Source organism: Maribacter cobaltidurans (assembly GCF_002269385.1).
GTDB classification, from domain to species: Bacteria; Bacteroidota; Bacteroidia; order Flavobacteriales; family Flavobacteriaceae; genus Maribacter; species Maribacter cobaltidurans.
Map to the genome: position 1 here is coordinate 3,634,468 of NZ_CP022957.1, position 24,375 is coordinate 3,658,842.

A 24,375-nucleotide genomic window follows, 5' to 3' on the forward strand; every position below is an offset into this window, starting at 1 on the left:
TTTTGTATTACCCACAACGGTCTCGGCTATGATTTCGTTGCGGAAAAATCCGCAGGATTCTTTCCGCCGTAGCCGAAAGATAGCAAAAAAGCGTTGAATTCCGATTAGGAATTCAACCGCAATGAATTATAGCCATTGTGCCTGTTGCACAAGTTAAGAAAAAAACGGTCTTGATCATTGCCGTTCGGTAGATCGATCGTAACTTTAGGTATGCAGGGAAAAAAGGATTACCAGGAAAAACTGTTCGCACATTTCCAGTTGAGCGAGCGTATACCCGAGAACAATTTCTACAGGCGTTTGAAAGGGGCTTTGGACCTTGACTTTCTCTACCCTTTGACCAAGGGGTATTATGGCGAAAGCGGCCAGAAGAGCATCGACCCGGTGGTCTTCTTCAAACTGTGCCTTGTGGGCTATCTGGAGAACATTATCAGCGACCGCAAGCTGATCGACCATTGTTCGATGCGCTTGGACGTCCTTTACTTTATCGGCTACGATATCGACGAGGAGCTGCCATGGCATTCTACGATAAGCCGTACGCGCCAACTGTTCCCGGAAAGTGTGTTCGAGGAAGTCTTCACCAAGGTTTTGAGTATGTGCGCGGACAAGGGTATGGTCAGCGGGCATACCCAGGCGATCGACAGTGCGCCGGTAAAGGCGAACGCGAGCATGGATACCTTGGAACTGAAGGTACCGGAGGAAGAGCTGCAAGAACACCTGCGGAAGGTGCGGGTCCTTAGTTCGATGGATAAAGAAGTGCCCCACCGCAAGAGCAAGGGCGACAGGTCCGATAAAGGACAACGAAGTGTTACCGCCAACGCCAATGAGCTCTCCGCCATAAAGGGCCGCAACAAGAAGTGGGCGAAGGACCAGGACCAACGGCCGGGGGCCGGTAACAAGGGGGCCAAGTATACCAGTAACAAAACACATTACAGCCCCACGGACCCCGATGCGCGTATAAGCGTAAAACCGGGCAAGGCGAGAAAGCTGAACTACCTGGGCCAACTGAGCGTTGATACGGCCCACCACGTCATTACGGACATCAGGGCCTACCATGCGGACGGGAAGGACAACCAACACCTCCCGGACATCGTAAAGCGCGTAAAACGCAGGCTCTGGAAAGAAGGCCTGGTATGGGAGAACTGCGTAGCGGACACCGGTTACAGCAGTGGGGAGAACTACGCCTTTCTGGAAGCCCGGGGACTGAAGAGCTTCATCCCGCCCCATGGCACGTACAAGGGTGGTCCGGACGGGTTCACCTATAACAATACGGAAGATCATTATATCTGTCCACAGGGCAAGGTGATACCATTTACCAAAGTGTTTTTGGATTACCGCACCAAGACAAAGAAGAAGGAGTACCGCGCAAGAAAGCATGTCTGCCTTGGCTGTCCCTTACGGGCACGGTGCCTGGGCAAAAGCGCACAGGAAAAGAAGTTCACCGTTACCTATTACCGGGCCGAGTACGAAAGGAACATTGCCCGGGTCGAGGGCCCACAGGGCAGGTATATGAAGGGCAAACGGCAGAGCACGGTCGAGCCCGTTTTCGGCACCCTTACCCAGTTTATGGGGCTCAGGAAGATAAATACCATAGGATTGAAACAGGCCAACAAGGCGATGCACCTCTCGGCAATCGCGTACAACCTGAAAAAATACCTGAAATTCGACCAAAAACGTTCCATCCCGATAGCTATCGGGAGCGGGGCGGGGAAACTTGCTTTGTTATTTTTTATAAAAAACGGGTGCCAAGAACTTGAAAGAACACTTGTAGGGTTGCCCAAAAATCTAGATTGCCCGGTCGTCCTAAAAATAAAAAGCCCCTAAAAAGGGCTTAAAAGAGGTCTCTTTTTTGCTGTTCAAGGGCTTGCGCAACGGTTACCATTGTTGTAGTGCGTTTTTTTTCGTTAATATTCGGTTACAGAACTCCAATTCTCTCCTTTTTTTATCCTATGGATTTGTGTGTCCGAAACTCCGAAGCGTTTTGCAATCATATTGATTCTGTTCTTTTCGTTTTTCAACTGGCGTTTAATGATTTTCACTTTTCCCTCGTTTAGTTTTCCGATTTTTTTACCTCTTTTTTGCACAACTTTTTCCCAATTCGGATTGTTGAATTGATGAATTTCCTTTTCTCTTTTGGTTGCCCATTTTAAGTTTTCCACTCGATTGTCGGTTTTATCATAATTCAGATGAATGACATAAATTCCGTCGTTCTGTTCAAGAAAATGTTCTGCCACAAGTTTGTGCACGTATCTGCTGGTCGATTTTCCGTTCTGTTTTTGTTTGACTGATAAATTCTGATATCCGTTTATAAAGTATTCTTTAACCAAAAATTCCTTATCGGTTTTGCAGTTTATAATTCTGCCGTAATTTGAGATTTTGAACTTTTCATTTTCGGCAATTCCATCGTCAAATTCGACCTCTTTCCATTCTTCATTCCAATAGTTTCTTATCATCCTAAATGCTTTTCTCAAATGCACTACAACGGTCCGGCTATGAGTAGTTGCGTGGGTTAGCACTTAATTTTGCAAGTACACACCAAACTGAAAATCCGCGAGGATTTTCAGAAGTAGACGAGAACAAGCAATTACTTATAGCCATTGTTGTAGTGCGTTTTTATATTTTAATTTCCGCTAAGAATATCAGTTCATCAGTTTCTGCATTTTCCGATTCCACGTTTTGATTATTAAAAGTCAGTTTGGTCGGTATATAGTAAGATACTTCACAAGGAAGTTCAGCAAACCTTGCTTCAAAGTTCAAAATGATTGATGTCGAGTCGTCCAAATTAATTGTGTACTTAAAATTTGATTCATTAGGAATAAATAGATAAAGAGTTTTATCATATTTTCTTATATCTGCATCGGGTTCTGCAAATTCGTTGGGCGGAATATATTGAAAACCTGGATTTGAAAAGTCGCCCTCAACAGTTATATTTTCAGGGTCTATTGTTCCATTTTCAATTAAATTGGTGCCAGTTTCATCAACTAATCTAATATACAATTCAGGAAATGCTGGGTCAAAAAGTGAACAGTCAATTCCGTTGTCATCGTCACTAGAACAACTTGTAAATAAAATACCAATTAAAAAAAGAATAAGTAATTTTTTCATAATTCAACTTTCTATTCAGATGCTTTAACATTCAATTGGTTGCGTTCAAATGCACTACAACGGTCTCGGCTATGATTTCGTTGCGGAAAAATCCGCAGGATTCTTTCCGCCGTAGCCGAAAGATAGCAAAAAAGCGTTGAATTCCGATTAGGAATTCAACCGCAATGAATTATAGCCATTGTTGTAGTGCGTTTTTTTTCGTTAATATTCGGTTACAGAACTCCAATTCTCTCCTTTTTTTATCCTATGGATTTGTGTGTCCGAAACTCCGAAGCGTTTTGCAATCATATTGATTCTGTTCTTTTCGTTTTTCAACTGGCGTTTAATGATTTTCACTTTTCCCTCGTTTAGTTTTCCGATTTTTTTACCTCTTTTTTGCACAACTTTTTCCCAATTCGGATTGTTGAATTGATGAATTTCCTTTTCTCTTTTGGTTGCCCATTTTAAGTTTTCCACTCGATTGTCGGTTTTATCATAATTCAGATGAATGACATAAATTCCGTCGTTCTGTTCAAGAAAATGTTCTGCCACAAGTTTGTGCACGTATCTGCTGGTCGATTTTCCGTTCTGTTTTTGTTTGACTGATAAATTCTGATATCCGTTTATAAAGTATTCTTTAACCAAAAATTCCTTATCGGTTTTGCAGTTTATAATTCTGCCGTAATTTGAGATTTTGAACTTTTCATTTTCGGCAATTCCATCGTCAAATTCGACCTCTTTCCATTCTTCATTCCAATAGTTTCTTATCATCCTAAATGCTTTTCTCAAATGCACTACAACGGTCTCGGCTATGATTTCGTTGCGGAAAAATCCGCAGGATTCTTTCCGCCGTAGCCGAAAGATAGCAAAAAAGCGTTGAATTCCGATTAGGAATTCAACCGCAATGAATTATAGCCATTGTTGTAGTGCGTTTTTTTTCGTTAATATTCGGTTACAGAACTCCAATTCTCTCCTTTTTTTATCCTATGGATTTGTGTGTCCGAAACTCCGAAGCGTTTTGCAATCATATTGATTCTGTTCTTTTCGTTTTTCAACTGGCGTTTAATGATTTTCACTTTTCCCTCGTTTAGTTTTCCGATTTTTTTACCTCTTTTTTGCACAACTTTTTCCCAATTCGGATTGTTGAATTGATGAATTTCCTTTTCTCTTTTGGTTGCCCATTTTAAGTTTTCCACTCGATTGTCGGTTTTATCATAATTCAGATGAATGACATAAATTCCGTCGTTCTGTTCAAGAAAATGTTCTGCCACAAGTTTGTGCACGTATCTGCTGGTCGATTTTCCGTTCTGTTTTTGTTTGACTGATAAATTCTGATATCCGTTTATAAAGTATTCTTTAACCAAAAATTCCTTATCGGTTTTGCAGTTTATAATTCTGCCGTAATTTGAGATTTTGAACTTTTCATTTTCGGCAATTCCATCGTCAAATTCGACCTCTTTCCATTCTTCATTCCAATAGTTTCTTATCATCCTAAATGCTTTTCTCAAATGCACTACAACTTGTTTATATGCTGAACTTTGTTAGGCATATACCGCCAATTTGGTTGGCTATGCCCATGTTTTGTAAATTATTGTTTTGTATAGTTTCCATTTATTTACTCAGTATGCAATATAAAGATAATCAAAGGTTATCGAATGGGTTGTTGATGTTTTTGATACTATTCTCGGTCACATGTGTATAGATCATTGTGGTCTTTGGACTATTGTGCCCCAAAAGCTCTTGGATATAACGGATATCGGTCCCACTTTCCAATAAATGTGTTGCAAAACTATGCCTTAGCGTGTGAAGAGTAACCTTTTTCCGTATTCCCGAATTCATAACAGCTTTTTTTAAAACACTTTGTGCACTACCGGCACTATATTTTAATTCTTTTTGACCTTCAAATAAATATTCTTTTGGCCTAAACTGTTTATAGTACTCCCGAAGCATTCTTAAAAAACTGGCTGATAATAATGTATATCTATCTTTTTTTCCTTTTGCGCCTTTTATGTGTATCAACATTCTTCCACTGTCTATATCGTCGATTCGAAGATTGATAGCTTCACCTATTCTTAGCCCACCGGAGTAGATAAGAGACAATAGTGTTTTATGTTTTAGATTGTGGGTGGCATCGATGATGGACCTTACCTCTTCCTTGCTCAGGACAACGGGAAGTTTTCTCTCTTTCTTTGGTCTGGTTAGGTTTAACGCACCAATATCTATGCCCTTGAACAAAAAATACTTCTTTATGCCGTTGATGCATTGATTTTGATAGGATATCGATTTTCCTTCCCGGACGATGAATTCATAATTAAAGGATTCGACCAACCTTTTTGAGTGGCTTCTAGAATTTTTCAAGATGTTGTACCTGAGAAAAAAATTGGTAACCTCAACGTAGGTGTTTATAGTGTTGGGACTCAATCTTTTCTCCTCCAACCACTTCCTGAACCTATCCAAGTCTTGTTTGTTCGGTGAATCAATGGGCGGCAAATAAAGTTTTACTTTCTTTTTAGTTTTAACAGTTTGCTTTTGCTTTAATTCGGTATAGTCCACATAGCAATTTATCTTGCGCATATGATTGAATACAAGACTTAAGTTCTGGCCTGTGTTCTTGATATAGAATTTACCGTTTGAATTATCTCTATTCAACTCCTTTAGTTGGATAAGATGGTTTTCCAATGTTTCATTGGCATAGAAGCTAATGATAATAACATCATCCCCATTTTGTTTTCCTTGAATCAGTTTTACAGTTTTCATCCAAATTTTTTAGATTCTTTAGTGTATTCTGGGCCAATTACTGTAAATAATATGTTTCAAATTACAAAATCAATTCAAATTAAGGAGTCTTAACTTGTGAAGGATGAATGCTTTGCTAAATTTTGGAGATTCTAAATAACATCACTGAAAGATTCGACCTTTGAGGGGCTTTCATTAATTTTTTTGCAATTTTTTGTATCTTGACGGAACGAAAAGAGAGCAAATTATATCTCTGAAGTTCTTTTGATGGTTTTGTTGTGCAATCAGGTGTGCAAAATTTAAGAATTAACTATAAAATGCTGAATAACAGTAAATTGTGGGTGCTCGGCTAAGTCTGCCACCCCGACTTTAAAGCCCGAACATTGTTATATGTTCGGGCTTTTTGTATTGATAATAGCAGTTGAGACTAATTAGAAGTGAATTTCCGCGATATTCCCAAATCCTTTATTATAATATAGGTCATCTTATTATATGGAAAGTCATATCGTGCTTTTTATCATGCCACATTTTTTTCTCTCGTGAGTGTTACAGTAATGGTAGTACCCTTTTCCTCTAAGCTCTCCACTTGTATTTCTCCATCGTTTCGTTTAACAAATTCGGAGCTAAGTACGAGTCCAAGACCACTCCCTTTTTCACCTTCGGTACCTAGGATTCCTTTGGATTTTTGAATGGAAAAAAGATTATCCCTAAACTCGGAAGACATACCTACCCCTGTATCGGCAACAACTATTTTAATGTGTTTGGAAGTTTGTGTGACTGATACGCTTACAATTCCCTTTCGTGGGGTAAACTTTATGGCATTATTGATCAAATTTCGAATGATAAACTCCACCTGATCTTTATCCCCCATAAATTTAGGGGAACCCATTATGGAAGTGACGAGTCTTACCTCTTTGTTGCCCGCAATTTCTTTGAAAATTAGAACAACATCGTTAACCACTTGCTTTAAATGTATTAGTTCCTTTTTATCCTCGATAACGTTCATTTGACTTTTGGCCCAAACAATTAAATTGTCGGCCATTTTCAATGTGTTGTCAACCGATATGTCTAGTTTTTTTCCCATGGACAGGATTTCTTCCTTGCTCAACAAATCGATATGATCAACCAATACGGAACTAAAAGATTTCAAAGAGGTTAAAGGACTTCGCAAATCGTGGGCAACGATACTAAAGAATTTATTTTTTGTAGCGTTGAGTTCTTGCAATTCATTTTTTTGATGATTTATGGTTTTATTTTGGGCGATTAATTCCTTATTAATACGTCTCAGTTTTCTCATCACCACAAATAGTCCTATTAAAAAGAGGGCCGTGATGCATAAACTGATGTTGCGATAAAAAATAGTTGATGCCTGGGCCGCATTTTCTTTTTCAAGGGCTTCGGTTGTTGTATTTAATTGGTGAATGGAAGCCATACTTTCCGTAAGTCTATTTCGATCTTCTAATTGAATCCTATGTATAGCATTGGAAAGCTCATTGTATGCGTTGAGATAGTACAAAGCCTTCTCTGTATTATTCTTATCTAAATAGAATTTTTGTAACTCGTGATAAACCCTGAGCAGCGACCGGTTTAAATTAAATTTTTCACAAAAGGCTTCCGTTTGCTCAAGATATTGATATTGAAGATTATAGTTTTTATTTGTTTCTGCGATTTTAGCCAAGTGCATTAAAGCTTCAACCGTGGCCACCTTTTGTGCATTATCTCCTAGTTCATCGGAAATTTGAAGTACTTTATTAAAATAGTAATTCGCCGAATCTATTTGTTTTTCATGTTCCTTGATTAGACCTATTACTTTGTAGCAACTTGAAAGCACAGGTAGATTGAGTATTGAATCATTTATGCGAATGGCGAAACGGGTAAGGTTTTCGGCTTTTGTGAATTCCTTATTATTATAATAGCTTTCGCCAAGATTGTGTGCCGAAACCCCAATACGCTCTGTTCTTTCAAGACGATTAAAGATTTCGAAGGATTTTTTATGAAAATTTATTTCCTGTGAACGATTGTTCAAACCGCGATAAATATGGCCCAAGGAAATGTAACAGTTCGCTATTCCTTCCTCATCGTTACGTTTTTCAAAAATATCCAGGGCTTTGTGGATATACTCCATGCTCATGAAATAATTATCGTTAATGGCATAGATGCTGGAAAGTATTCTATAACTGTATGCGATGCCATCAATGTCTTGAATCTCCGTGGCAAGATGTAATGCTTCTTCGGCATACTCAAGGGACTTTAGGTTGTTGACATAGGTCAATTCACGGCTTAGGGTATATAAAATATCTATCCGTTCCCTTTTTGTTAACTCCGGTTGAGAAAGTAAAAATTCAAGTTCCTGAACATTCTGTGCGTTTGTCAAGTAGAAATTCATAAGAACAATGACAAAAAAACATATGGTCTTCAATGGTTTTCTACCAATAATTGAAATATGCATACTTCCGGGGGATTTGTAGGAAATTATATATAAAAACGATATTGAGGGTAATTTAGTACAAGTTCATTCCTTGTTTGTTCGGGCTTCCTTCTCTGGAATTTTTATACTACTCAATTCCAGTATATTGGGATAATGAATTTAACATTTGAAACGGTTCATATTCAATAAAAATCAATTTTCCCAGATGCCTATTAGCATAAAAAAGGGATCTGTTTAGAATACGAGTCTTCCTTATTTAGGATATTAATTTACAGTAATAATGACTCTTTGATACCTTGTCATTGCAGGTAAACCCGTATCGGTATCTTCAATCCATAATGAGATGGTACTGATTTTCCTTTTTAGCTGTTGTAGGTAATTCTACGGTAGTATTTTTATAAAGGTAATCCTATAAGAGGAATCAATAAATCAACGGTACGAAGACATAGCTGTATCCATTATTGTATCTTAGTTTAAAAAATTGAACCATGCCTACTTCGGATAAAATGTATAAGGCTTTTGAACTTTTTGATGAAGCGAACAAAAAAGACCCTAATAGGGAAACCTATCTTGGTAAGGATTATCCCAAGGAGGTTTTGTATGCGATTCGGATGACCGAAAAGCTCAATGAATTCGAACCTGACGCCTCTGAAGCCTTAAAATTAACGGCCAGGGCACAACATATTTGTAGATGGGAAATTCCTAGGGATTCATACGAAATGAATCGTGTTGGATATTTAAAATGGCGACAGGACCTTAAAAAGTTTCATGCCGAAAAAGCCTCAAAGATTTTACAGGATATTGGATATGATTCGGAAACGATAGACAAGGTAAAATTTCTGCTGGAAAAAAAGCAACTGAAACGAAACGAGGAAACCCAAATTTTGGAGGATGTCATTTGTTTGGTTTTTCTGGAATTTTACTTTGAGCCGTTCGCCAAGGAACATCAGGAGGAAAAAGTGGTGGATATTTTGCAAAAAACATGGCGTAAAATGTCCGAAAAAGGTCAGGAGGCTGCCTTAAGACTTCCATTGTCCCAAAAATCCAAGAGGCTAGTGGAAAGGGCATTATCGTAAAAAGGAATTTTAATCTTTGTTTAAAAGAATGTCAGGTCGAGCTGTCATATCGAGCGCAGTCGAGATGCGAGACCTAATTTGTTTTATCAATTCTAAAACCTCTTGACTCAGCTCGAGGAGACAGAAAAGTTGGATTGAAGTCAACATTAAAAATGTATATAGAAAACCGAACAACATAGAGTAAATGGAGCGAAATGAACTATACCCCATTTTTTTAAAAGTTTCCAACCTAAAAATATTAATCGTGGGAGGGGGTAACGTGGCCTTGGAGAAATTGACCTTTCTTTTAAAATCGAGTCCCAATGCAATGGTAGAAATGGTTTCCCCAATGTTTCGGGAGGAAACTGTTCAATTGGCCAAAAGTTCAAACATCATAATGCATGAGGATAAGTATAATACTTTCTATTTGGATGGGAAACACATAGTCGTGGCCACAACGGATAATGTTGCCGTGAACGAGCAAGTGTATCATGATTGTAGGGAACGCAGTATTTTAGTGAATGTGGCGGACAACCCTCCATTTTGTGATTTTTACATGGGAGGTATCGTCACTAAGGGTAATGTAAAAGTGGCCATTTCCACCAATGGAAAATCCCCCACGACCGCCAAAAGATTACGACAGTTTTTTGAGGATGTCATCCCCGAGAATATTGACGATTTGGTCAAAAACCTCAATGAATTTAGGAAGACTATAAAGGGCGATTTTGAAGAAAAAGTGGAGACCTTAAATGAATTCACCAAAGGATTGGTGAGTAAGAAAAAAGAGGAATGAAAATTAGAATCAAAGGGAATACGGTGCGATACCGACTCACAAAAAGTGAAGTCGAAACTTTGGCGCAAACGGGATATTACCAAGAGGAGACCCCCTTTGGCGGAAAGACCTTTATATATGCAATTAAGGCGGATCCAGCCACACCGGAATTGAATGTGGACTTTGTAAACGATACCATTACCATGTACCTGAACAAGCATAAAGCTGTGGCATGGGGAAACAATGATATGGTAGGTTTCAACTCGGAAATAAAGACCTCAAAGGACACCACCTTGTCGCTTTTGTTGGAAAAGGATTTTGTGTGTATGGACAATAGGGCAGAAGACCAATCGGATAATTACCCGAATCCAAAACTTGAAAACAACACTTAGGCCATGAAATTGTACTCAAGGGAAAACTTGGATTTTATTTTGTTCGATGTCTTGTCCGTTCAAGAATTGAACAAACTAACATTTTTTGGGGAGTATGATAAGGAAAACCTAGGAATGATATTGGATACGGCTTCCGAGTTGGCCGATAAAATAAAACCCGAGCATATTGCAGAATCCGATAGAAACGAGCCCGAACTAAAGAATGGCAGGGTCCAGGTGCATTCCGCCGTTCATGAATTTGTGAAGAGCTATGCCGAGGCCGGTTTTGTGGGAGCTGCATTACCGGAGGCCTTAGGCGGCTTTCAGATTCCCAAAACGATTGTCGCGGCGATCGATTTCATACTCTGTTCAAAGTCCAACAGCTTTATCATGTATACCGATTTGGCAAAAGGAGTGGCCAATGTCATTGCCACCTTTGGAACAGAAGCACAAAAACAGCGCTTTTTGCCCAATCTGTTATCCGGGAAATGGCTGGGAACTATGTGCCTAACAGAAACGGAATCGGGCAGTTCCTTGGCGAACATCACAACGAAAGCTATTCCCCAATCCGACGGTAGTTACCAAATAAAAGGGCAAAAAATATTCATCTCGGCGGGGGATCATGATATCACGGAAAATATAATTCACCTCGTTTTGGCAAGAATAGAGGGTGCTCCCCAGGGCACTAAGGGAATTTCCCTGTTCTTGGTTCCCACCCGCTTGGAAAATGGGGAGGATAATGACGTAGGCTCCATCGGTATCTATCATAAAATGGGACAGAAAGCTACGCCCGCCATGCATTTGGAATTTGGGGCCAACGATACGTGTGTGGGATATCTTGTGGGTGAAGCCCATAAAGGGCTGTCGCACATGTTTTTAATGATGGACAATGCTAGGTTAAGTGTAGGTTCCATGGGAGCGGGTATCGCTTCGGCCGCCTATTACCATGCACTTAGGTATGCCAAGGAGCGCAAACAGGGCAAACATTTGGATGAATCCAAGGATGCGTCGGAATCCGTGGCCATTATCAATCATCCGGATGTTAGGCGCATGTTGTTATCGCAAAAGGCATTTTTGGAAGGAACCTTGGGTTTCATTTTACAATGCTATAGTTACTTGGACCTTCAAAAACATAGTCCTAATGAGGATGAAGTGGAAAAATATACCCGTTTGTTGAATTTGTTGACCCCGGTGGCCAAGACCTATGGTGCGGAACATGGGGTAAGCTCCGTAAACCAGGCACTACAGGTTTTTGGCGGATACGGATATACGGCTGATTTCCCCTTGGAGCAATTGGCACGGGATGTCCGAATCCTTCCGATATATGAGGGCACTACAGGTATTCATGCTTTGGGATTATTGGGCAGACAGGTACTACGAGATCAAGGCAAGGCTTTGGCTATTTGGCGAGATGAGGTGATGAAGGATGTCCATCAAGCTCTTGAAATTAAGGAAATTGAGGCATCTGCGTCTAGGTTGTCCTTGGAAATTGAACATTTTTTCGAGATCACCCAACATCTGGCGGAACTCACAAAAAAGAACACGGCCGACATCTACCTTGCCGATGCCAATTTGTATATGGAGTTTTTCGGTACGTTGAACGTAGGTTGGCAATGGATAAAACAAGCTATCGTGGCCTATGAAAAAATGCAGGAAAGACCCGATGCTGTTTTCTTGAAATCTAAAGTTAAGACCATGGAGTTTTTCTTTACCTATGAAATTCCCAATTTGAAAGGTCTAAAAGAACGCTTGTTAAGTTTGGAACGAACTACGGTGAAGACGGATGATGATGAAATTTTGATGTAGAACAATGGCCGATTCAAAGGACTATTCCAAAATACCCAGCCTCACCACCTCCCAATTCGATGAGTTTTTGTTTCCGGGGTGGAAACCACCCAATTATCCTTCCTATCATAAATTTCATATTACTAGAATAGAGGAATATGCCCAACACTTGAAGGTACCCGTTTTGCCCCATCGGCGAACGGTGAATTTTTTCATTTTCTTGACCCAAGGCAAGGCCGTACGGAGCAAAGGTTTAAATAGCTACGAAATTTTGCCGGGCCATTTTTACTTTCTTCCGGCCGATCAGATTACCTCCCTGGAATATGTCAGTAAGGATATTGCTGGGTTTTATTGTCATTTTAGTTCCGAGATATTTCAGGAAACCCTACTGAAGATAAATTTGGAAAAGGATTTTGCCTTTTTCAGGTTCAACGCCAGTCCTTTGGTAAAGATTAAGGAATTGGGGACTATCCCTGATATCTTAAAAATATTGGAAGATGAATATAGGAAGGGGGACACAAATCGATTCGATTTAATTCCCATGTACTTGGCCACTTTGTTAAAGGAAGTAAACAAGCAGGTCGATATTTCGTCAATGGAATCAAAACCTCACTTGGCGGCCCTCAAGATTACGGAACAATATAAGGACGCGTTACAGCGCTTTATTCGGGAGAAGAAAACTGTGGCCGAGTATGCCGATTATTTATCCGTTTCCAAAAACCATTTGCACAAATGTGTGAAGTCGGTCACCGGGAAATCCGCACATTCCTTGCTGGCCAATATGAGGATTTTGGAATCCAAAGTATTATTACGTCAGACCGATTTATCCATTGCCGAGGTTGCCTTCAACGTGGGCAAAGTGGATCAGAGCGATTTTACACGATTTTTCAAAACGCAGACTGGAATGACGCCCCGTGAATACAGGAGTATTTTAAAATGATTGATTTTGCATAAAAAACCATAAGTTTTAGCTAAAATAAATCACTGACTTTACCTTATTTTACAATAATTTTAGATGTAAAAATTTGTAAATAATTTAAATATCGGGCTTTATTCTCGTGAAATAGATAGATTTCTCTTAAAAATTTTGAGGATATAAGCATTTTTAAGTTCATATAAAAAAGTGCTTTTTTAGTTAGAAATTGAATAAATAAACGAATGAACATTAAGGATAAAACATTTTTAATCACAGGCGGGGCTTCCGGATTGGGAGCTGCCGTTGCCAATACGATTGTAGACCATGGTGGACATGTCCTTCTTATCGACCTAAAAGAAGCGGAGGGAAGCAGTTTGGCCAAAAATTTGGGAACGTCCGCATTGTTTAAAAAAGCGGATGTTACGGATGAGGAAAGTGTCCGTAGTGCGATAAATGATGGGGTTCAGAAGTTTGGGGTCCTTCACGGGGCCATCAGTTGTGCAGGAATTGGTCCGGCCTGGAGGGTATTGGGCAAGGAGGGTCTGCACGAACTGGAAGATTTTTCCAAAGTGATACAGGTCAATCTAATAGGGACCTTTAATGTGCTGCGGTTGGCCGCTGAGGTAATCCAACAGAATGAAGTGGGTGAAAGCGGTGAGCGTGGGGTTATCATAAATACGGCTTCCGTCGCTGCCTTTGATGGTCAAATAGGGCAGGCAGCTTATTCGGCTTCCAAGGGAGGTATCGTTTCAATGACCTTGCCCATTGCCAGGGAGTTTGCCCGGTTTGGGATTCGGGTAATGACGATTGCCCCGGGTATATTCGAAACTCCGATGCTCCAAGGGTTGCCAGAGGATGCCAAGATATCCCTGGGGCAACAAATACCCTTTCCTTCCCGATTGGGTAAGCCGGAGGAATACGCGGCATTGGCAAAACATATCATTGAAAATCAAATGCTTAATGGCGAGGTAATTCGTTTGGACGGGGCCATACGCATGACGGCTAAATAAATGGAATATGGGTACAGACTATAAAAATATTAAAACGGAACTCAAGGGTAAGGTTTTCCTAGTCGGACTGAACCGACCGGAGAAACGGAATGCCGTAAATACGGATACGATTGTGGAGATTGAACATGTGTTTTCCAATGTTCCCAAAGAGGCCAAATGTATTTTAATCTATGGAGAGGGCAAGCATTTTTGTGCGGGGCTTGACCTATCGGATTTAAAGGAAAGTTCCGCCATCGAGGGCATGTTGCATTCCCGCAAATGGCACAGTGCCATGGATAAAATTCAATTCAGTACCGTTCCGGTGGTTGCGTTGTTGCACGGTGCCTGTGTAGGCGGTGGTCTGGAACTTGCAAGTGCCTGCCATATTCGGGTGGCCGATGAATCCACCTTCTACGCCCTTCCAGAAGGCCAGCGCGGTATTTTTGTTGGGGGAGGGGGCTCTGTTCGACTTCCCAAACTTATCGGTGTTTCAAGAATGACGGATATGATGCTGACAGGTCGCGTGTACAAGGCGGATGAAGGCTATCAAATAGGTTTGTCCCAATACATTGAAAAAACAGGAAAAGGCATGGAAAAAGCGGAGGAACTGGCGGAAAAAATTAGTGAAAACGCTCCCATGACCAATTTTGCGCTTACCAATATTCTGCCACGGATAGTGGATGGCGGTCATGATGTTGGTTTGATGATGGAATCTATGGCCGGTGCCATAGCCCAAGATGCCCCGGAGGCCAAACAACGGTTGAGGGACTTTTTGGAAGGCAGGGCAAAAAAAGTAGGAGAAAACTAAGAATTTAGCATACAAAGATGAGAACGAGAATATTGTTTTTTTGGGTGTGTTTGGTAATAGGCTTTTTTACTGAAGTAAATGCACAATCCAAAATTCCTGAACCCACTTTGGAATTCCTTTTTGAGGAAAATGTCCTTTTGGAGCCGGCCCAGGAATTGGGTGTGACCACCTATGGTAACCGACGTATCATCAATATCGTGGGAGGTACCTTTGAAGGTCCCAAATTAAAAGGAAAGATTTTAAGGGGTGGAGCCGATTGGCAAACCGTAAGGGAAGACGGTACGGCGGACCTTGTAGCACAATATACCCTTCAAACCGATGATGGCGCACTGATTTATATTGTAAACAAGGGGGTAAGACATGCCTCTCCGGAAGTTTTGCAACGCATGAAAAACGGTGAAGATGTGGACCCAAGTGAGTATTATATGCGCACGGCCGCCACTTTTGAAACCTCCCATGAAAAATATAAATGGCTCAATAAGATTATCGCCGTAGCCAGCGGTGCCCGTTTGGCGGACGAGGTCATCATACGTTTTTATCAAGTTAACTAGGGATATGTCGAAAAACACAGCGTCAGTGGAGGAAATAGCGTATCTGGAAGTGCCGACGCTTCCAATAGACATTCAAAAAAGCGTAGATAATCAAGGGGTCATCTACTTAAAATCGAATATCCCCCTGGAACCCTGTCCGGAGACCATAACAGAACGGTTAGGGTATTGGGCAAAGCATACGCCCGATACGGTTTTTTTGGCACAGCGAGGTCCACTGGACGAATGGATAAAATTGACCTACGCCCAAGTGTGGGAAAAGGTACAGCACCTGGCTCAGTTTTTACTGGAAAGTGACGCATCCGTAGAAAAACCTATTGCCATACTTTCAGGAAATGGTCTGGAACATGGGCTTTTGGCGCTGGCCGCCATGCATGTGGGAATTCCCTATGCACCCATCAGTCCTGCATATAGCTTAAGGTCGGATAAATATGAAAAACTGATCCATTGTATCTCCTTATTGACACCGGGTTTGGTATTTGTTGACGATAAGTCGGTTTTTCAAAAGGCCTTGGCTGTCACTGCTCCAAATATTCCTGTGTTGACAGTAACGAATGGTAGTACTTCCGACTATTCCTTTGAAGATGCGTTGAAGACTCCGGTAACCGAAGCGGTTCAAAATCGGAATAAACAAGTCGGTTCAAAAACCATCGCTAAAATATTGTTTACTTCTGGGTCTACGGGATTGCCCAAAGGGGTGATCAACACGCATTGCAATATGACCACCAACTGGCAACAGATTACGCAGACCTTTCCCTTTTTTAAGGATGGAGGTTTAAAATTGATGGATTGGCTGCCCTGGAACCATACCTTTGGCGGGAACCACAATTTTGGTTTAGCCCTATATAATGGCGGTACGCTGTATATCGATGAAGGAAATCCCACCCCAGACGGTATTCTAAAAACCGTTAAAAATCTAAAGGACTTGGCCCCAACGGTTTACTTTAACGTGCCCAAAGGCTTCGAGGAATTGATTCCATTTCTAAAAAAGGACGATGAACTGCGGGAATTGTTTTTCTCGCGCCTAAAGATGTTTTTCTATGCAGGGGCCAGTATGTCGCAACATGTTTGGAACGGATTGGAGAATCTGGCCTTGGAAACCATCGGAAAGAAAATTTTAATTGCTTCTGGATTGGGCATGACCGAGGCAAGTCCGTCCGCCATGTTCAATACCCGGTATGGAAGTACCTCAGGGGTTTTGGGGGTGCCGGTACCCGGACTAGAGGTCAAGTTGATTCCCGATGGCGATAAATTGGAAGCTCGGTTCAAGGGCAATAACCTTACTCCGGGCTATTGGAAAAATCCAAAAGCAACTTCAACTGCCTTTGATGAAGAAGGTTTCTACAAAACAGGGGATGCCTTAAAATTTATAGACGAAGAGGATCCCAACGCCGGAATGGTGTTCGATGGACGGATTGCAGAGGACTTTAAGCTCAGTTCCGGTACTTGGGTGAGTGTTGGCGTTTTAAGGGCCAAGTTGATTGCCCATGCCGATGGGGTTGTGCGCGATGTCGTAATCACTGGGCATGATCGTGATTATTTGGGCGCGATACTGATTCCCGATGTCAACCGCTGTAAGGAATTGATACCAAATGCGAAAACGAATGCCATGAAACTACCTGAAATGATGCAGTGTGCCGAGTTGAAGGAGTTTCTTCAAAATCTATTGGATGCCATGGCAAAAAAGGCTACCGGCAGCTCCACCAAAGTGAAACGGGCCATGTTTGCCGATTTTGAATTGAGCATCGACAAAGGGGAAATAACCGACAAAGGATCCATCAACCAACGTTCCTTCCTAAAACACAGAAACGAGATTGTGGAAAGAATCTATGATCAAACTTTATACCCGGGAATACTCGAAACCAAACACTAGATTATGAAGCAGAATATACAGCAGCTTATAGATTCATCATCCATGTCCAAATTGCAGTACGGTACTATTTTGGTCTGCTTCTTAATGAATATTTTGGATGGCATGGATGTCCTGGTCATTTCCTATTGTGCCCCGGCCATTGCCAAATCATGGAACGTGGGTCCGGAGGCCTTGGGTATCGTTTTTAGTGCCGGACTGGCCGGGATGACCTTGGGGGCTTTGTTTTTGGCACCTTTTGCCGACCAGATGGGACGTAAAAAAATGATTGTCCTAAGTGCCCTGCTCATGGGGACAAGTATCATGTTAACGGCTTGGACCAACGACGTCACCCAACTTATTGCCCTACGTTTTATCAGTGGTATCGGTATTGGAAGTATGCTGGCCAGTACGGCGGCACTTACGGCCGAATACACGCCGAACAAATCCCGGGATTTTTGGGTCAGTTTTGTCATATCCGGGTATCCGGTAGGGGCTGTTTTATCGGGTTTGGTGGCGGCTTCGCTAGTTCCCGCGAGTGGATGGCAGGCCATGTTTAAATTGGCGGGTCTGGCCTCCTTCGTGACCATTCCCTTAATTCTTATTTTCCTATCGGAATCCATTGATTTTTATTTCAACAAACAACCTAAAAATGGACTAGCCAAGGCGAACAAAACCATTATAAAAATGGGTTTTGAACCTATCGATGCGTATCCACAACCAGAAACCAAAAGCAGTGGTATTCCGGTGAAAAAATTGCTGAACGATGAATTCAGAATACCGACCATCCAATTGTGGATTGCGCTGTTTTTGGCTTTTGGATGTTTGTATTTTTTGACGAGTTGGATTCCAAAAATGGCGGAGACTACCGGGCTTTCCCTCTCTCTGGCCATTTACGCGGGTACGGTATTTAATGTCGGGGCCTGGGGTGGAATTATCCTTCAAGGCTACTTTTCCTCCAAATTCGGGTTAAAGAAAACCATTGCGGTGTACCTTATTTTGACAGCGGTGCTTATGATGGTGTTTCGGTGGTTTATAGGTTCGGATTGGCTGCTCTTTGTCTTTGGCCTTTTAGGATTTACCCTGCAAGGTGGATTTGTAGGTCTATATGCGGTAGCTGCGAGAATGTATCCCACCAACTTCAGGACAACGGGACTCGGCTGGGCCATTGGTATGGGACGTTTGGGAGGCGTAATAGGACCTGCGGTAGGTGGAGTGTTGATCGGTATGGGTTTTATGATGGCTTCCACCTTTATGATATTTGCCGTGCCGATATTTTTGGCCGGTATTGTCACTTTTTATCTTTCTTCCAAAAGGATATCTTGAGAGTTCATAGTTAGTAGTTAAGAGTTAAGAGTTAAAAGATTAAAGTTTAAAATGAATATTGAAGCGAACTGTATGCCGCAAATAGTAATACGTAAGGAGTTAAAAAGGGAAAGTTCTTTGCGCAAAGCAAATTTCCAACTATAATTACTAAAAACTAAGCACTAAAAACTATACATGATAGACATAGAAAACATAAGGGCCATAGACGTACACACGCATGCGGAGCGTTCCTGTACCCAACCCCATGATGCGTATAGGCCGGAGTTTGATGAAGCCTTTGCCAAGTATTTTAAATCGGACGAGCGTCCCACCATTCAGGAAACGGCGGATTACTACCGGTCCCTCAATATGGCATTTGTGATGTTCTGTATCGATTCGGAGCATGAGGTAGGAAAAAAACGGATTCCCAATGAGGAAGTCGCCGAGGGTGCCATGGCCAATCCGGATGTCATGATTGCCTTTGCCAGTATCGACCCGCATAAAGGGCGTATGGGGGCGAGGGAGGCCAGAAACCTTATCGAAAATTATGGCGTAAAAGGATTTAAGTTTCATCCGACCGTACAAGGGTTCTACCCCTATGATAGAATGGCCTACCCTTTATATGAGGTGATTGCGGAATACAATTTGCCCATGCTGTTCCATTCCGGACATTCCGGTTATGGTTCCGGGGTGCGGGGTGGTGGCGGACTGCGTTTGGAGTATTCCAACCCCATGCATTTAGATCAGGTGGCCATCGATTTTCCCGATGCCCCGATTATTATTGCCCACCCCAGTTGGCCTTGGCAGGACGAAGCGTTATCGGTGGCCATGCACAAACCCAATGTGTATATCGATTTAAGCGGATGGTCGCCCAAATATTTTCCAAAACAATTGGTGCAATATGCCAATACCTTGCTCAAAAAGAGAATGTTATTTGGTACGGACTTCCCACTGATTACTCCGGAACGCTGGTTGAAGGACTTTGAGGAAGCAGGATTCAAGGATGAGGTTAAACCCTTGATTTTAAAGGAAAACGCTATTGAAATGTTAGGATTAAATAAAAAGTAAAATTATTGTCCGGTCGAGCGCAGTCGAGACCTAAAAATAAACTAGGGTAAATAAATGTCAGGTCGAGCGCAGTCGAGACCTCAAAAAAAAATAAAAATTCAATGTATGTCAGGTCGAGCGCAGTCGAGACCTCAAGAACAAAATGAAAGCCTATTATGTCTATATTCTTGAATGCAATGATGGGATGCTGTATACCGGAGTCACCAACGATATAACACGTCGTGTTAATGAACATCAAAAAGGACTGAACAATACCTGTTTCATCTTTAAACGACGCCCGGTTAAGTTACTATGGCATGAAATGTTCAATGATATAGAGCAGGCTATTTTCTTTGAGAAGAAAATAAAAAAATGGAGTAAAGCCAAAAAACATGCCTTAGTAAATGGAGATGAAAAGATGCTTAGGATATTGGCGGAATGCAGAAATGCAAGCCATTATGATTTTAGACCTAAGTGAGGTCTCGCATCTCGACTGCGCTCGATGTGACAGCTCGACCGGACAAAACTCGACTGTCCTTCGACTGCGATCAAGACAAGCTGCTCGGTGAGACATCTCGACTGCGCTCGATGTGACAACCCGTACTCAGGTATAGATAAAAAATAGAATTGAAGGATAAAAATGAAACTAATTAAAATATCAAAATGAGAATACTTTTATTGCTTTTATTTGTTGTGGGTTCCATAACGGCCCAAACCCCCGTAAAGACCGAAACCGGCGAACTAAATGGTGCCGGATTTAAAATATTCGTTCCCGAGGACTGGAACGGAAACTTGGTGATGTATGCCCATGGCTACGCCTTTATGGGCACGCCCTTGCAAAGCGAGGATCCCAATTTTCAGGATAGAATGAGCCTGTTTCTGGGCAAAGGTTTTGCCGTGGCTGCGTCGGACTATGCCTACCAAGGTTTTGCATTGCCGCAAGGGGTGGACGATACAGAGGCCTTACGAAACTATTTTACCGAAAAATATGGGGAGCCCAAACAGACCATTATGGCGGGACACTCTATGGGTGGTGGGGTGACCTTGGCGATGTTGGAAAATTTTGGGGAGCATTATGATGGGGGATTGGCGCTCTGTCCATTATCCAGCCGACCTTATTTACAATGCAGGAAGGAGTTCGATATGTATGCTACGTTCAACGGTTTGTTCCCCGGAGTGGTCACCAGCCTTACGGATATTTTTGATTTGGAAAAATCTTACGAGGCGCAGGACCCAAGAAAAATGGTGCCGAGGGCACAGGAGATTACCAAGGCGATTATAGAAAAGGATTCGGCTTTGGGAGTGGCCTTTGCACAGCGTTTCGACCTTAAATTTCAGGACTTGCCCTTTTCCTTGTTCTTTAACGAAAATGTATTGCGGGATTTGGCCCAAAAGTCCGGTGGAAATCCTTTTGACAATACCAATACGGTCTATTCGGGGTTTCCCAATGATTGGGAAGTCAACCAAAAAGCGGAGCGTTTGGCGGCTACGGTAGATCCAGGTGTCATCTTTAGCAAGTATGATCGCACGGGCAATATCGATACCCCTGTGGTGTTGATGCATACGATCTACGATCAGTTGATCCCACCTAATTACGGCGTCACCAATTTTGAGAATATGGTCATTGATCAAGGTAAAACCGAATTTTTATCGGTGTATTATACCCAAGGTCAGGGACACTGTCAATTTTCACCGGAAGAGACGAAAATGGCCTTTGAAAGTTTGTTAAGTTGGGTGGAAACCGGAAAAAAACCCATCCCCGGGCCGGTAGAATAAAAAGCTTATTTCTAAAATTATTGAAGCTAATATAAAATTGTATGCATATCCATAACTATACCCTTAATGGGTCTCTATGTCACATCGAACCTTTCGACTGCCCTTCGACTGCGCTCAGGACAGGCAGCTCAAGGGGACAAAAACGGGTTTTGCAATTATTTTTAGAGATAGGTATCTTAAGATGGAATCAATAGCATTTAAATAAAAATCACATGTCAGCTCAGCAAACAGACACACACTTTAAACCGCCCTCGTAGCATTTCCGTGGCCAAACAAGGATGGATTCGGGCGAAATGGGAGTTGGAGTTTCCAAAGAGCCAAGCGGTCTGGAAACGGCGGAGCGGATACATCCTTAGTTTGGCAGGAGAGGATGCGAAGGCTAGATTTTTTTGGTTCTTTTTTCATCTATGGAAAAAAGAAGAGAAACAATATGTTTTAAAATAAAGTAGTAATTAAAAAAGTGACACAATATCAAAAAAGTCATCGAAATATAAACGTATAAACGAAAGGATATGTCCGTAAAAACAACCTTTACCATGAATGAATCCTTTCCCATGAATGCCTGGTACGCCACGGCATGGGATGTGGAACTGAAGCATGAACTGTTGGCACGTACCGTCTGCAATAAGAAACTGGTCCTGTACCGAAAAAAAGACGGTACCCCCGTAGTATTGGAGGATGCCTGCTGGCATCGGTTATTACCTCTCTCCAAAGGAAGTCTAAGGGACGATACCGTCGTCTGCGGCTACCACGGATTGGAATACAACAGCGATGGCCGCTGTTCCTATATGCCCTCTCAAGAAACCATAAATCCATCCGCCTGTGTGCGCTCCTATCCCGCAGTACAGAAATATCGGTTTATCTGGGTGTGGATGGGCGACCCCGCCCTGGCCGATGAAGCCAAAATCCCGGATATGCATTGGAACGATGACCCGGAATGGGCCGGGGATGGCAAGATGATCGAGGTAAAGTGTAATTACCGATTGGTGGTCGATAACCTGATGGACCTTACCCATGAAACCTTTGTGCATGCGGGAAGTATTGGCGACCGCAATGTGGCCGAAGCGCCTTTTGATGTGCATTACGATGAACATACGGCCACGGTGACCCGATGGATGAAGGGCATTGACCCACCACCGTTTTGGAAAAGCCAGCTGAACAAGAAAATAAAATACGACGGACGCGTAGACCGTTGGCAGGTCATTAAGTTTCAGGCACCCTGTACGGTAAATATCGATGTTGGGGTGGCCATTGCCGATACGGGAGCGCCGGAGGGCGACCGCTCACAAGGGGTGAACGGCTATGTACTAAATACGATGACCCCGTCCACCAACCAGACCTGCTATTACTTTTGGGCCTTTGTACGAAACTATAACCTGCAGGACCAGAGCAATACGATCGAGTTGCGCGAAGGGGTTTCGAGAATCTTTGCCCAGGACGAGGATATTTTGGAAGCACAGCAAGCCGCCATCAATGCGAACCCGGAACGTGAATTCTATAACCTGAACATCGATGCCGGTGCCATGTGGTCGCGCCGGATCACGGATAAGATGGTGGAAAAGGAACAAAAAGCCTAATGCGATACAGAAATACATGGGAAGAGGCCACCATCGAGGCCGCCGAACAGGTGGCCGCGAATGTGATGCAATTCAGGATTAGGCCCAAGAACGGAACCCAAAAATTTACGGTAGGCGCCCATTTGGATGTCTCGGTATTGATCAACGATATTCCCGAAATTCGGAGTTATTCCCTCGTGGGGAGCTATGCACCCCATGCCCCCTATACCATTGCCGTAAAGCGCTTGCCACAAAGTAGGGGAGGTTCCCAATACATGTGGAGTCTTAAAAAAGGGAGCAAAATTAAAATATCCCAGCCCGCGAATCATTTTGAACTGGGCTTTGGGGCGACGGACTATCTTTTGATTGCCGGTGGTATCGGGATTACGCCTATTGTGGGCATGGCGCAGCAATTGGCGGACCGACCGGGGAAAAATGTGCGTATGCTCTATTTGGGGCAGTCCCAGGCCGAAATGCCCTTTATTGAAACCCTGCAGGAGGTATTGGGGGACCGACTCACCCTACATTATAGTGATGCTGAGGGTTTTTACGATACGGCCCAAATTTTGGAATTGGTGAATGCTAAGACGCAAGTTTATCTCTGCGGTCCCATTGGGTTGATGAACGCCGTACGCAAAACTTGGGAGGAAAGCCCCTTTGAAACCACGAACCTACGGTATGAAACCTTTGGGGCTTCCGGATTGTTCGCTCCACAGAAGTTTATCGTGACCATCCCCCGGTTTAAAAAACAAATCGAGGTGCAGGAAAATGAAACGTTGCTGCATGCCTTGGAAGCTGCGGATATCGATGTGATGTACGATTGCAAAAAAGGGGAATGCGGCCTATGCCAAGTGGATATTCTGGAGTGTTCCGGGGACATAGACCACCGGGATTTCTTTTTAAGCGAGGCCGAAAAAGGGGAAAATAAAAAAATGTGCGCCTGTGTCAGTAGGGTCGCCAACGGCAGCATCACCATTGACACCGCCTATCGAGGAAAGTAGCGATGTATTTTTTACGTAAGCGGAATACAAAAAGGGATTGTCACTTCGAGCGCAGTCGAGAAGTGCTTTAACTACGTAATGTCGAAGGGAGTCGAAGTGACTCGAAGCAAGACCCCAAAACAACCAGAAACCAAAAAGTGTCAGGTCGAGCTGTCACATCGAGCGCAGTCGAGATGCGAGACCTCATTTTACACTAAATACCTAATCCTCAACTTTTACAGAAAACCGTACTACCCTTTTTGTAAGAATTTTTATATTGCAGATAAGAATTAAAAATATACTCCCCCTCCTTTTTTAGCTCTTGAAATTTTTACAATAAATAAGCAATGGTAAAATAATTATTCATAGCCTG

The 24,375-nt window shown here is 42.4% G+C and carries 21 protein-coding genes and 1 pseudogene; 16 read left to right on the top strand and 6 right to left on the bottom strand.

Annotation, left to right across the window (positions count from 1 at the left end; genetic code table 11):
- Positions 1 to 210: 210 nt before the first annotated feature.
- Positions 211 to 1,671, top strand: a pseudogene (locus tag CJ263_RS16275) (IS1182 family transposase); the annotation flags it as partial.
- A gap of 230 nt (positions 1,672 to 1,901) precedes the next feature.
- Here CJ263_RS16275 and CJ263_RS16280 read toward each other — a convergent pair.
- From CJ263_RS16280 to CJ263_RS16305, 6 genes are all read right to left on the bottom strand, one after another.
- Complete coding sequence (locus CJ263_RS16280; RefSeq protein ID WP_094998232.1) at positions 1,902 to 2,450, bottom strand: HNH endonuclease; 549 nt, start codon at positions 2,448 to 2,450, stop codon at positions 1,902 to 1,904.
- A gap of 160 nt (positions 2,451 to 2,610) precedes the next feature.
- On the bottom strand, positions 2,611 to 3,102 hold the full coding sequence (locus CJ263_RS21015; RefSeq protein WP_158657183.1) for a hypothetical protein: 492 nt from the start codon (positions 3,100 to 3,102) through the stop codon (positions 2,611 to 2,613).
- A gap of 201 nt (positions 3,103 to 3,303) precedes the next feature.
- Complete coding sequence (locus CJ263_RS16290) at positions 3,304 to 3,852, bottom strand: HNH endonuclease (RefSeq protein ID WP_094998232.1); 549 nt, start codon at positions 3,850 to 3,852, stop codon at positions 3,304 to 3,306.
- A gap of 170 nt (positions 3,853 to 4,022) precedes the next feature.
- Positions 4,023 to 4,571: an HNH endonuclease gene (locus CJ263_RS16295; protein WP_094998232.1), complete on the bottom strand. Its 549-nt coding sequence runs from the start codon at positions 4,569 to 4,571 to the stop codon at positions 4,023 to 4,025.
- Positions 4,572 to 4,722: 151 nt separating this feature from the next.
- Positions 4,723 to 5,838, bottom strand: coding sequence for a tyrosine-type recombinase/integrase (locus tag CJ263_RS16300; RefSeq protein WP_094998236.1), 1,116 nt, complete (start codon positions 5,836 to 5,838; stop codon positions 4,723 to 4,725).
- Positions 5,839 to 6,334: 496 nt separating this feature from the next.
- Positions 6,335 to 8,266: a tetratricopeptide repeat-containing sensor histidine kinase gene (locus CJ263_RS16305; protein ID WP_094998237.1), complete on the bottom strand. Its 1,932-nt coding sequence runs from the start codon at positions 8,264 to 8,266 to the stop codon at positions 6,335 to 6,337.
- A 467-nt stretch (positions 8,267 to 8,733) separates the two neighbouring features.
- Between CJ263_RS16305 and CJ263_RS16310 the strand changes: the two genes are divergently transcribed.
- From CJ263_RS16310 to CJ263_RS16385, 15 genes are all read left to right on the top strand, one after another.
- On the top strand, positions 8,734 to 9,321 hold the full coding sequence (locus CJ263_RS16310) for a DUF4202 domain-containing protein (RefSeq protein ID WP_094998238.1): 588 nt from the start codon (positions 8,734 to 8,736) through the stop codon (positions 9,319 to 9,321).
- A gap of 184 nt (positions 9,322 to 9,505) precedes the next feature.
- Entirely contained in the window at positions 9,506 to 10,093 is a 588-nt protein-coding gene (locus tag CJ263_RS16315) for a precorrin-2 dehydrogenase/sirohydrochlorin ferrochelatase family protein (RefSeq protein WP_094998239.1), read from the top strand.
- Complete coding sequence (locus CJ263_RS16320; RefSeq protein ID WP_094998240.1) at positions 10,090 to 10,464, top strand: DUF7009 family protein; 375 nt, start codon at positions 10,090 to 10,092, stop codon at positions 10,462 to 10,464. Before CJ263_RS16315 ends, CJ263_RS16320 begins: the two co-directional genes overlap by 4 nt.
- Before the next feature lie 3 nt (positions 10,465 to 10,467).
- On the top strand, positions 10,468 to 12,249 hold the full coding sequence (locus CJ263_RS16325) for an acyl-CoA dehydrogenase (RefSeq protein ID WP_094998241.1): 1,782 nt from the start codon (positions 10,468 to 10,470) through the stop codon (positions 12,247 to 12,249).
- Between the two features lie 4 nt (positions 12,250 to 12,253).
- The gene (locus CJ263_RS16330) at positions 12,254 to 13,168 is read left to right on the top strand and encodes a helix-turn-helix domain-containing protein (protein ID WP_094998242.1); all 915 of its coding nucleotides are present in this window, start codon (positions 12,254 to 12,256) and stop codon (positions 13,166 to 13,168) included.
- A gap of 218 nt (positions 13,169 to 13,386) precedes the next feature.
- Positions 13,387 to 14,154 (top strand): 3-hydroxyacyl-CoA dehydrogenase, encoded by a 768-nt coding sequence (locus tag CJ263_RS16335; RefSeq protein ID WP_094998243.1) that lies wholly within the window; start codon positions 13,387 to 13,389, stop codon positions 14,152 to 14,154.
- Between the two features lie 7 nt (positions 14,155 to 14,161).
- Complete coding sequence (locus CJ263_RS16340; RefSeq protein ID WP_094998244.1) at positions 14,162 to 14,941, top strand: crotonase/enoyl-CoA hydratase family protein; 780 nt, start codon at positions 14,162 to 14,164, stop codon at positions 14,939 to 14,941.
- Positions 14,942 to 14,958: 17 nt separating this feature from the next.
- The gene (locus CJ263_RS16345) at positions 14,959 to 15,492 is read left to right on the top strand and encodes a DUF3237 domain-containing protein (RefSeq protein ID WP_094998245.1); all 534 of its coding nucleotides are present in this window, start codon (positions 14,959 to 14,961) and stop codon (positions 15,490 to 15,492) included.
- A gap of 4 nt (positions 15,493 to 15,496) precedes the next feature.
- Positions 15,497 to 17,362 carry a feruloyl-CoA synthase gene (locus CJ263_RS16350; protein ID WP_094998246.1) on the top strand — a complete coding sequence of 622 codons (1,866 nt, stop codon included), beginning with the start codon at positions 15,497 to 15,499 and terminating at the stop codon, positions 17,360 to 17,362.
- A gap of 3 nt (positions 17,363 to 17,365) precedes the next feature.
- Positions 17,366 to 18,664, top strand: a complete 1,299-nt coding sequence (locus CJ263_RS16355) for an MFS transporter (RefSeq protein WP_094998247.1) — start codon at positions 17,366 to 17,368, stop codon at positions 18,662 to 18,664.
- A gap of 174 nt (positions 18,665 to 18,838) precedes the next feature.
- The gene (locus tag CJ263_RS16360) at positions 18,839 to 19,711 is read left to right on the top strand and encodes an amidohydrolase family protein (protein WP_094998248.1); all 873 of its coding nucleotides are present in this window, start codon (positions 18,839 to 18,841) and stop codon (positions 19,709 to 19,711) included.
- A 142-nt stretch (positions 19,712 to 19,853) separates the two neighbouring features.
- Positions 19,854 to 20,168 carry a GIY-YIG nuclease family protein gene (locus tag CJ263_RS16365; protein WP_094998249.1) on the top strand — a complete coding sequence of 105 codons (315 nt, stop codon included), beginning with the start codon at positions 19,854 to 19,856 and terminating at the stop codon, positions 20,166 to 20,168.
- 185 nt (positions 20,169 to 20,353) lie between these two features.
- The gene (locus tag CJ263_RS16370) at positions 20,354 to 21,466 is read left to right on the top strand and encodes an alpha/beta hydrolase family protein (RefSeq protein WP_094998250.1); all 1,113 of its coding nucleotides are present in this window, start codon (positions 20,354 to 20,356) and stop codon (positions 21,464 to 21,466) included.
- 512 nt (positions 21,467 to 21,978) lie between these two features.
- Positions 21,979 to 23,043 (top strand): aromatic ring-hydroxylating dioxygenase subunit alpha, encoded by a 1,065-nt coding sequence (locus CJ263_RS16380; protein WP_199768151.1) that lies wholly within the window; start codon positions 21,979 to 21,981, stop codon positions 23,041 to 23,043.
- A complete protein-coding gene (locus CJ263_RS16385; RefSeq protein WP_094998253.1) occupies positions 23,043 to 24,023 on the top strand; it encodes a PDR/VanB family oxidoreductase in 981 nt (326 codons plus the stop codon). The genes CJ263_RS16380 and CJ263_RS16385 overlap by 1 nt, the downstream gene beginning before the upstream one ends.
- Positions 24,024 to 24,375 lie beyond the last annotated feature (352 nt).

Excerpts from the sequence above, each read along its gene's own strand:
- CJ263_RS16280 (WP_094998232.1), bottom strand. The coding sequence starts at position 2,450 with ATGATAAGAAACTATTGGAATGAAGAATGGAAAGAGGTCGAATTTGAC.
- CJ263_RS21015 (WP_158657183.1), bottom strand. The coding sequence starts at position 3,102 with ATGAAAAAATTACTTATTCTTTTTTTAATTGGTATTTTATTTACAAGT.
- CJ263_RS16290 (WP_094998232.1), bottom strand. The coding sequence starts at position 3,852 with ATGATAAGAAACTATTGGAATGAAGAATGGAAAGAGGTCGAATTTGAC.
- CJ263_RS16295 (WP_094998232.1), bottom strand. The coding sequence starts at position 4,571 with ATGATAAGAAACTATTGGAATGAAGAATGGAAAGAGGTCGAATTTGAC.
- CJ263_RS16300 (WP_094998236.1), bottom strand. The coding sequence starts at position 5,838 with ATGAAAACTGTAAAACTGATTCAAGGAAAACAAAATGGGGATGATGTT.
- CJ263_RS16305 (WP_094998237.1), bottom strand. The coding sequence starts at position 8,266 with ATGCATATTTCAATTATTGGTAGAAAACCATTGAAGACCATATGTTTT.
- CJ263_RS16310 (WP_094998238.1), top strand. The coding sequence starts at position 8,734 with ATGCCTACTTCGGATAAAATGTATAAGGCTTTTGAACTTTTTGATGAA.
- CJ263_RS16315 (WP_094998239.1), top strand. The coding sequence starts at position 9,506 with ATGGAGCGAAATGAACTATACCCCATTTTTTTAAAAGTTTCCAACCTA.
- CJ263_RS16320 (WP_094998240.1), top strand. The coding sequence starts at position 10,090 with ATGAAAATTAGAATCAAAGGGAATACGGTGCGATACCGACTCACAAAA.
- CJ263_RS16325 (WP_094998241.1), top strand. The coding sequence starts at position 10,468 with ATGAAATTGTACTCAAGGGAAAACTTGGATTTTATTTTGTTCGATGTC.
- CJ263_RS16330 (WP_094998242.1), top strand. The coding sequence starts at position 12,254 with ATGGCCGATTCAAAGGACTATTCCAAAATACCCAGCCTCACCACCTCC.
- CJ263_RS16335 (WP_094998243.1), top strand. The coding sequence starts at position 13,387 with ATGAACATTAAGGATAAAACATTTTTAATCACAGGCGGGGCTTCCGGA.
- CJ263_RS16340 (WP_094998244.1), top strand. The coding sequence starts at position 14,162 with ATGGGTACAGACTATAAAAATATTAAAACGGAACTCAAGGGTAAGGTT.
- CJ263_RS16345 (WP_094998245.1), top strand. The coding sequence starts at position 14,959 with ATGAGAACGAGAATATTGTTTTTTTGGGTGTGTTTGGTAATAGGCTTT.
- CJ263_RS16350 (WP_094998246.1), top strand. The coding sequence starts at position 15,497 with ATGTCGAAAAACACAGCGTCAGTGGAGGAAATAGCGTATCTGGAAGTG.
- CJ263_RS16355 (WP_094998247.1), top strand. The coding sequence starts at position 17,366 with ATGAAGCAGAATATACAGCAGCTTATAGATTCATCATCCATGTCCAAA.
- CJ263_RS16360 (WP_094998248.1), top strand. The coding sequence starts at position 18,839 with ATGATAGACATAGAAAACATAAGGGCCATAGACGTACACACGCATGCG.
- CJ263_RS16365 (WP_094998249.1), top strand. The coding sequence starts at position 19,854 with ATGAAAGCCTATTATGTCTATATTCTTGAATGCAATGATGGGATGCTG.
- CJ263_RS16370 (WP_094998250.1), top strand. The coding sequence starts at position 20,354 with ATGAGAATACTTTTATTGCTTTTATTTGTTGTGGGTTCCATAACGGCC.
- CJ263_RS16380 (WP_199768151.1), top strand. The coding sequence starts at position 21,979 with ATGTCCGTAAAAACAACCTTTACCATGAATGAATCCTTTCCCATGAAT.
- CJ263_RS16385 (WP_094998253.1), top strand. The coding sequence starts at position 23,043 with ATGCGATACAGAAATACATGGGAAGAGGCCACCATCGAGGCCGCCGAA.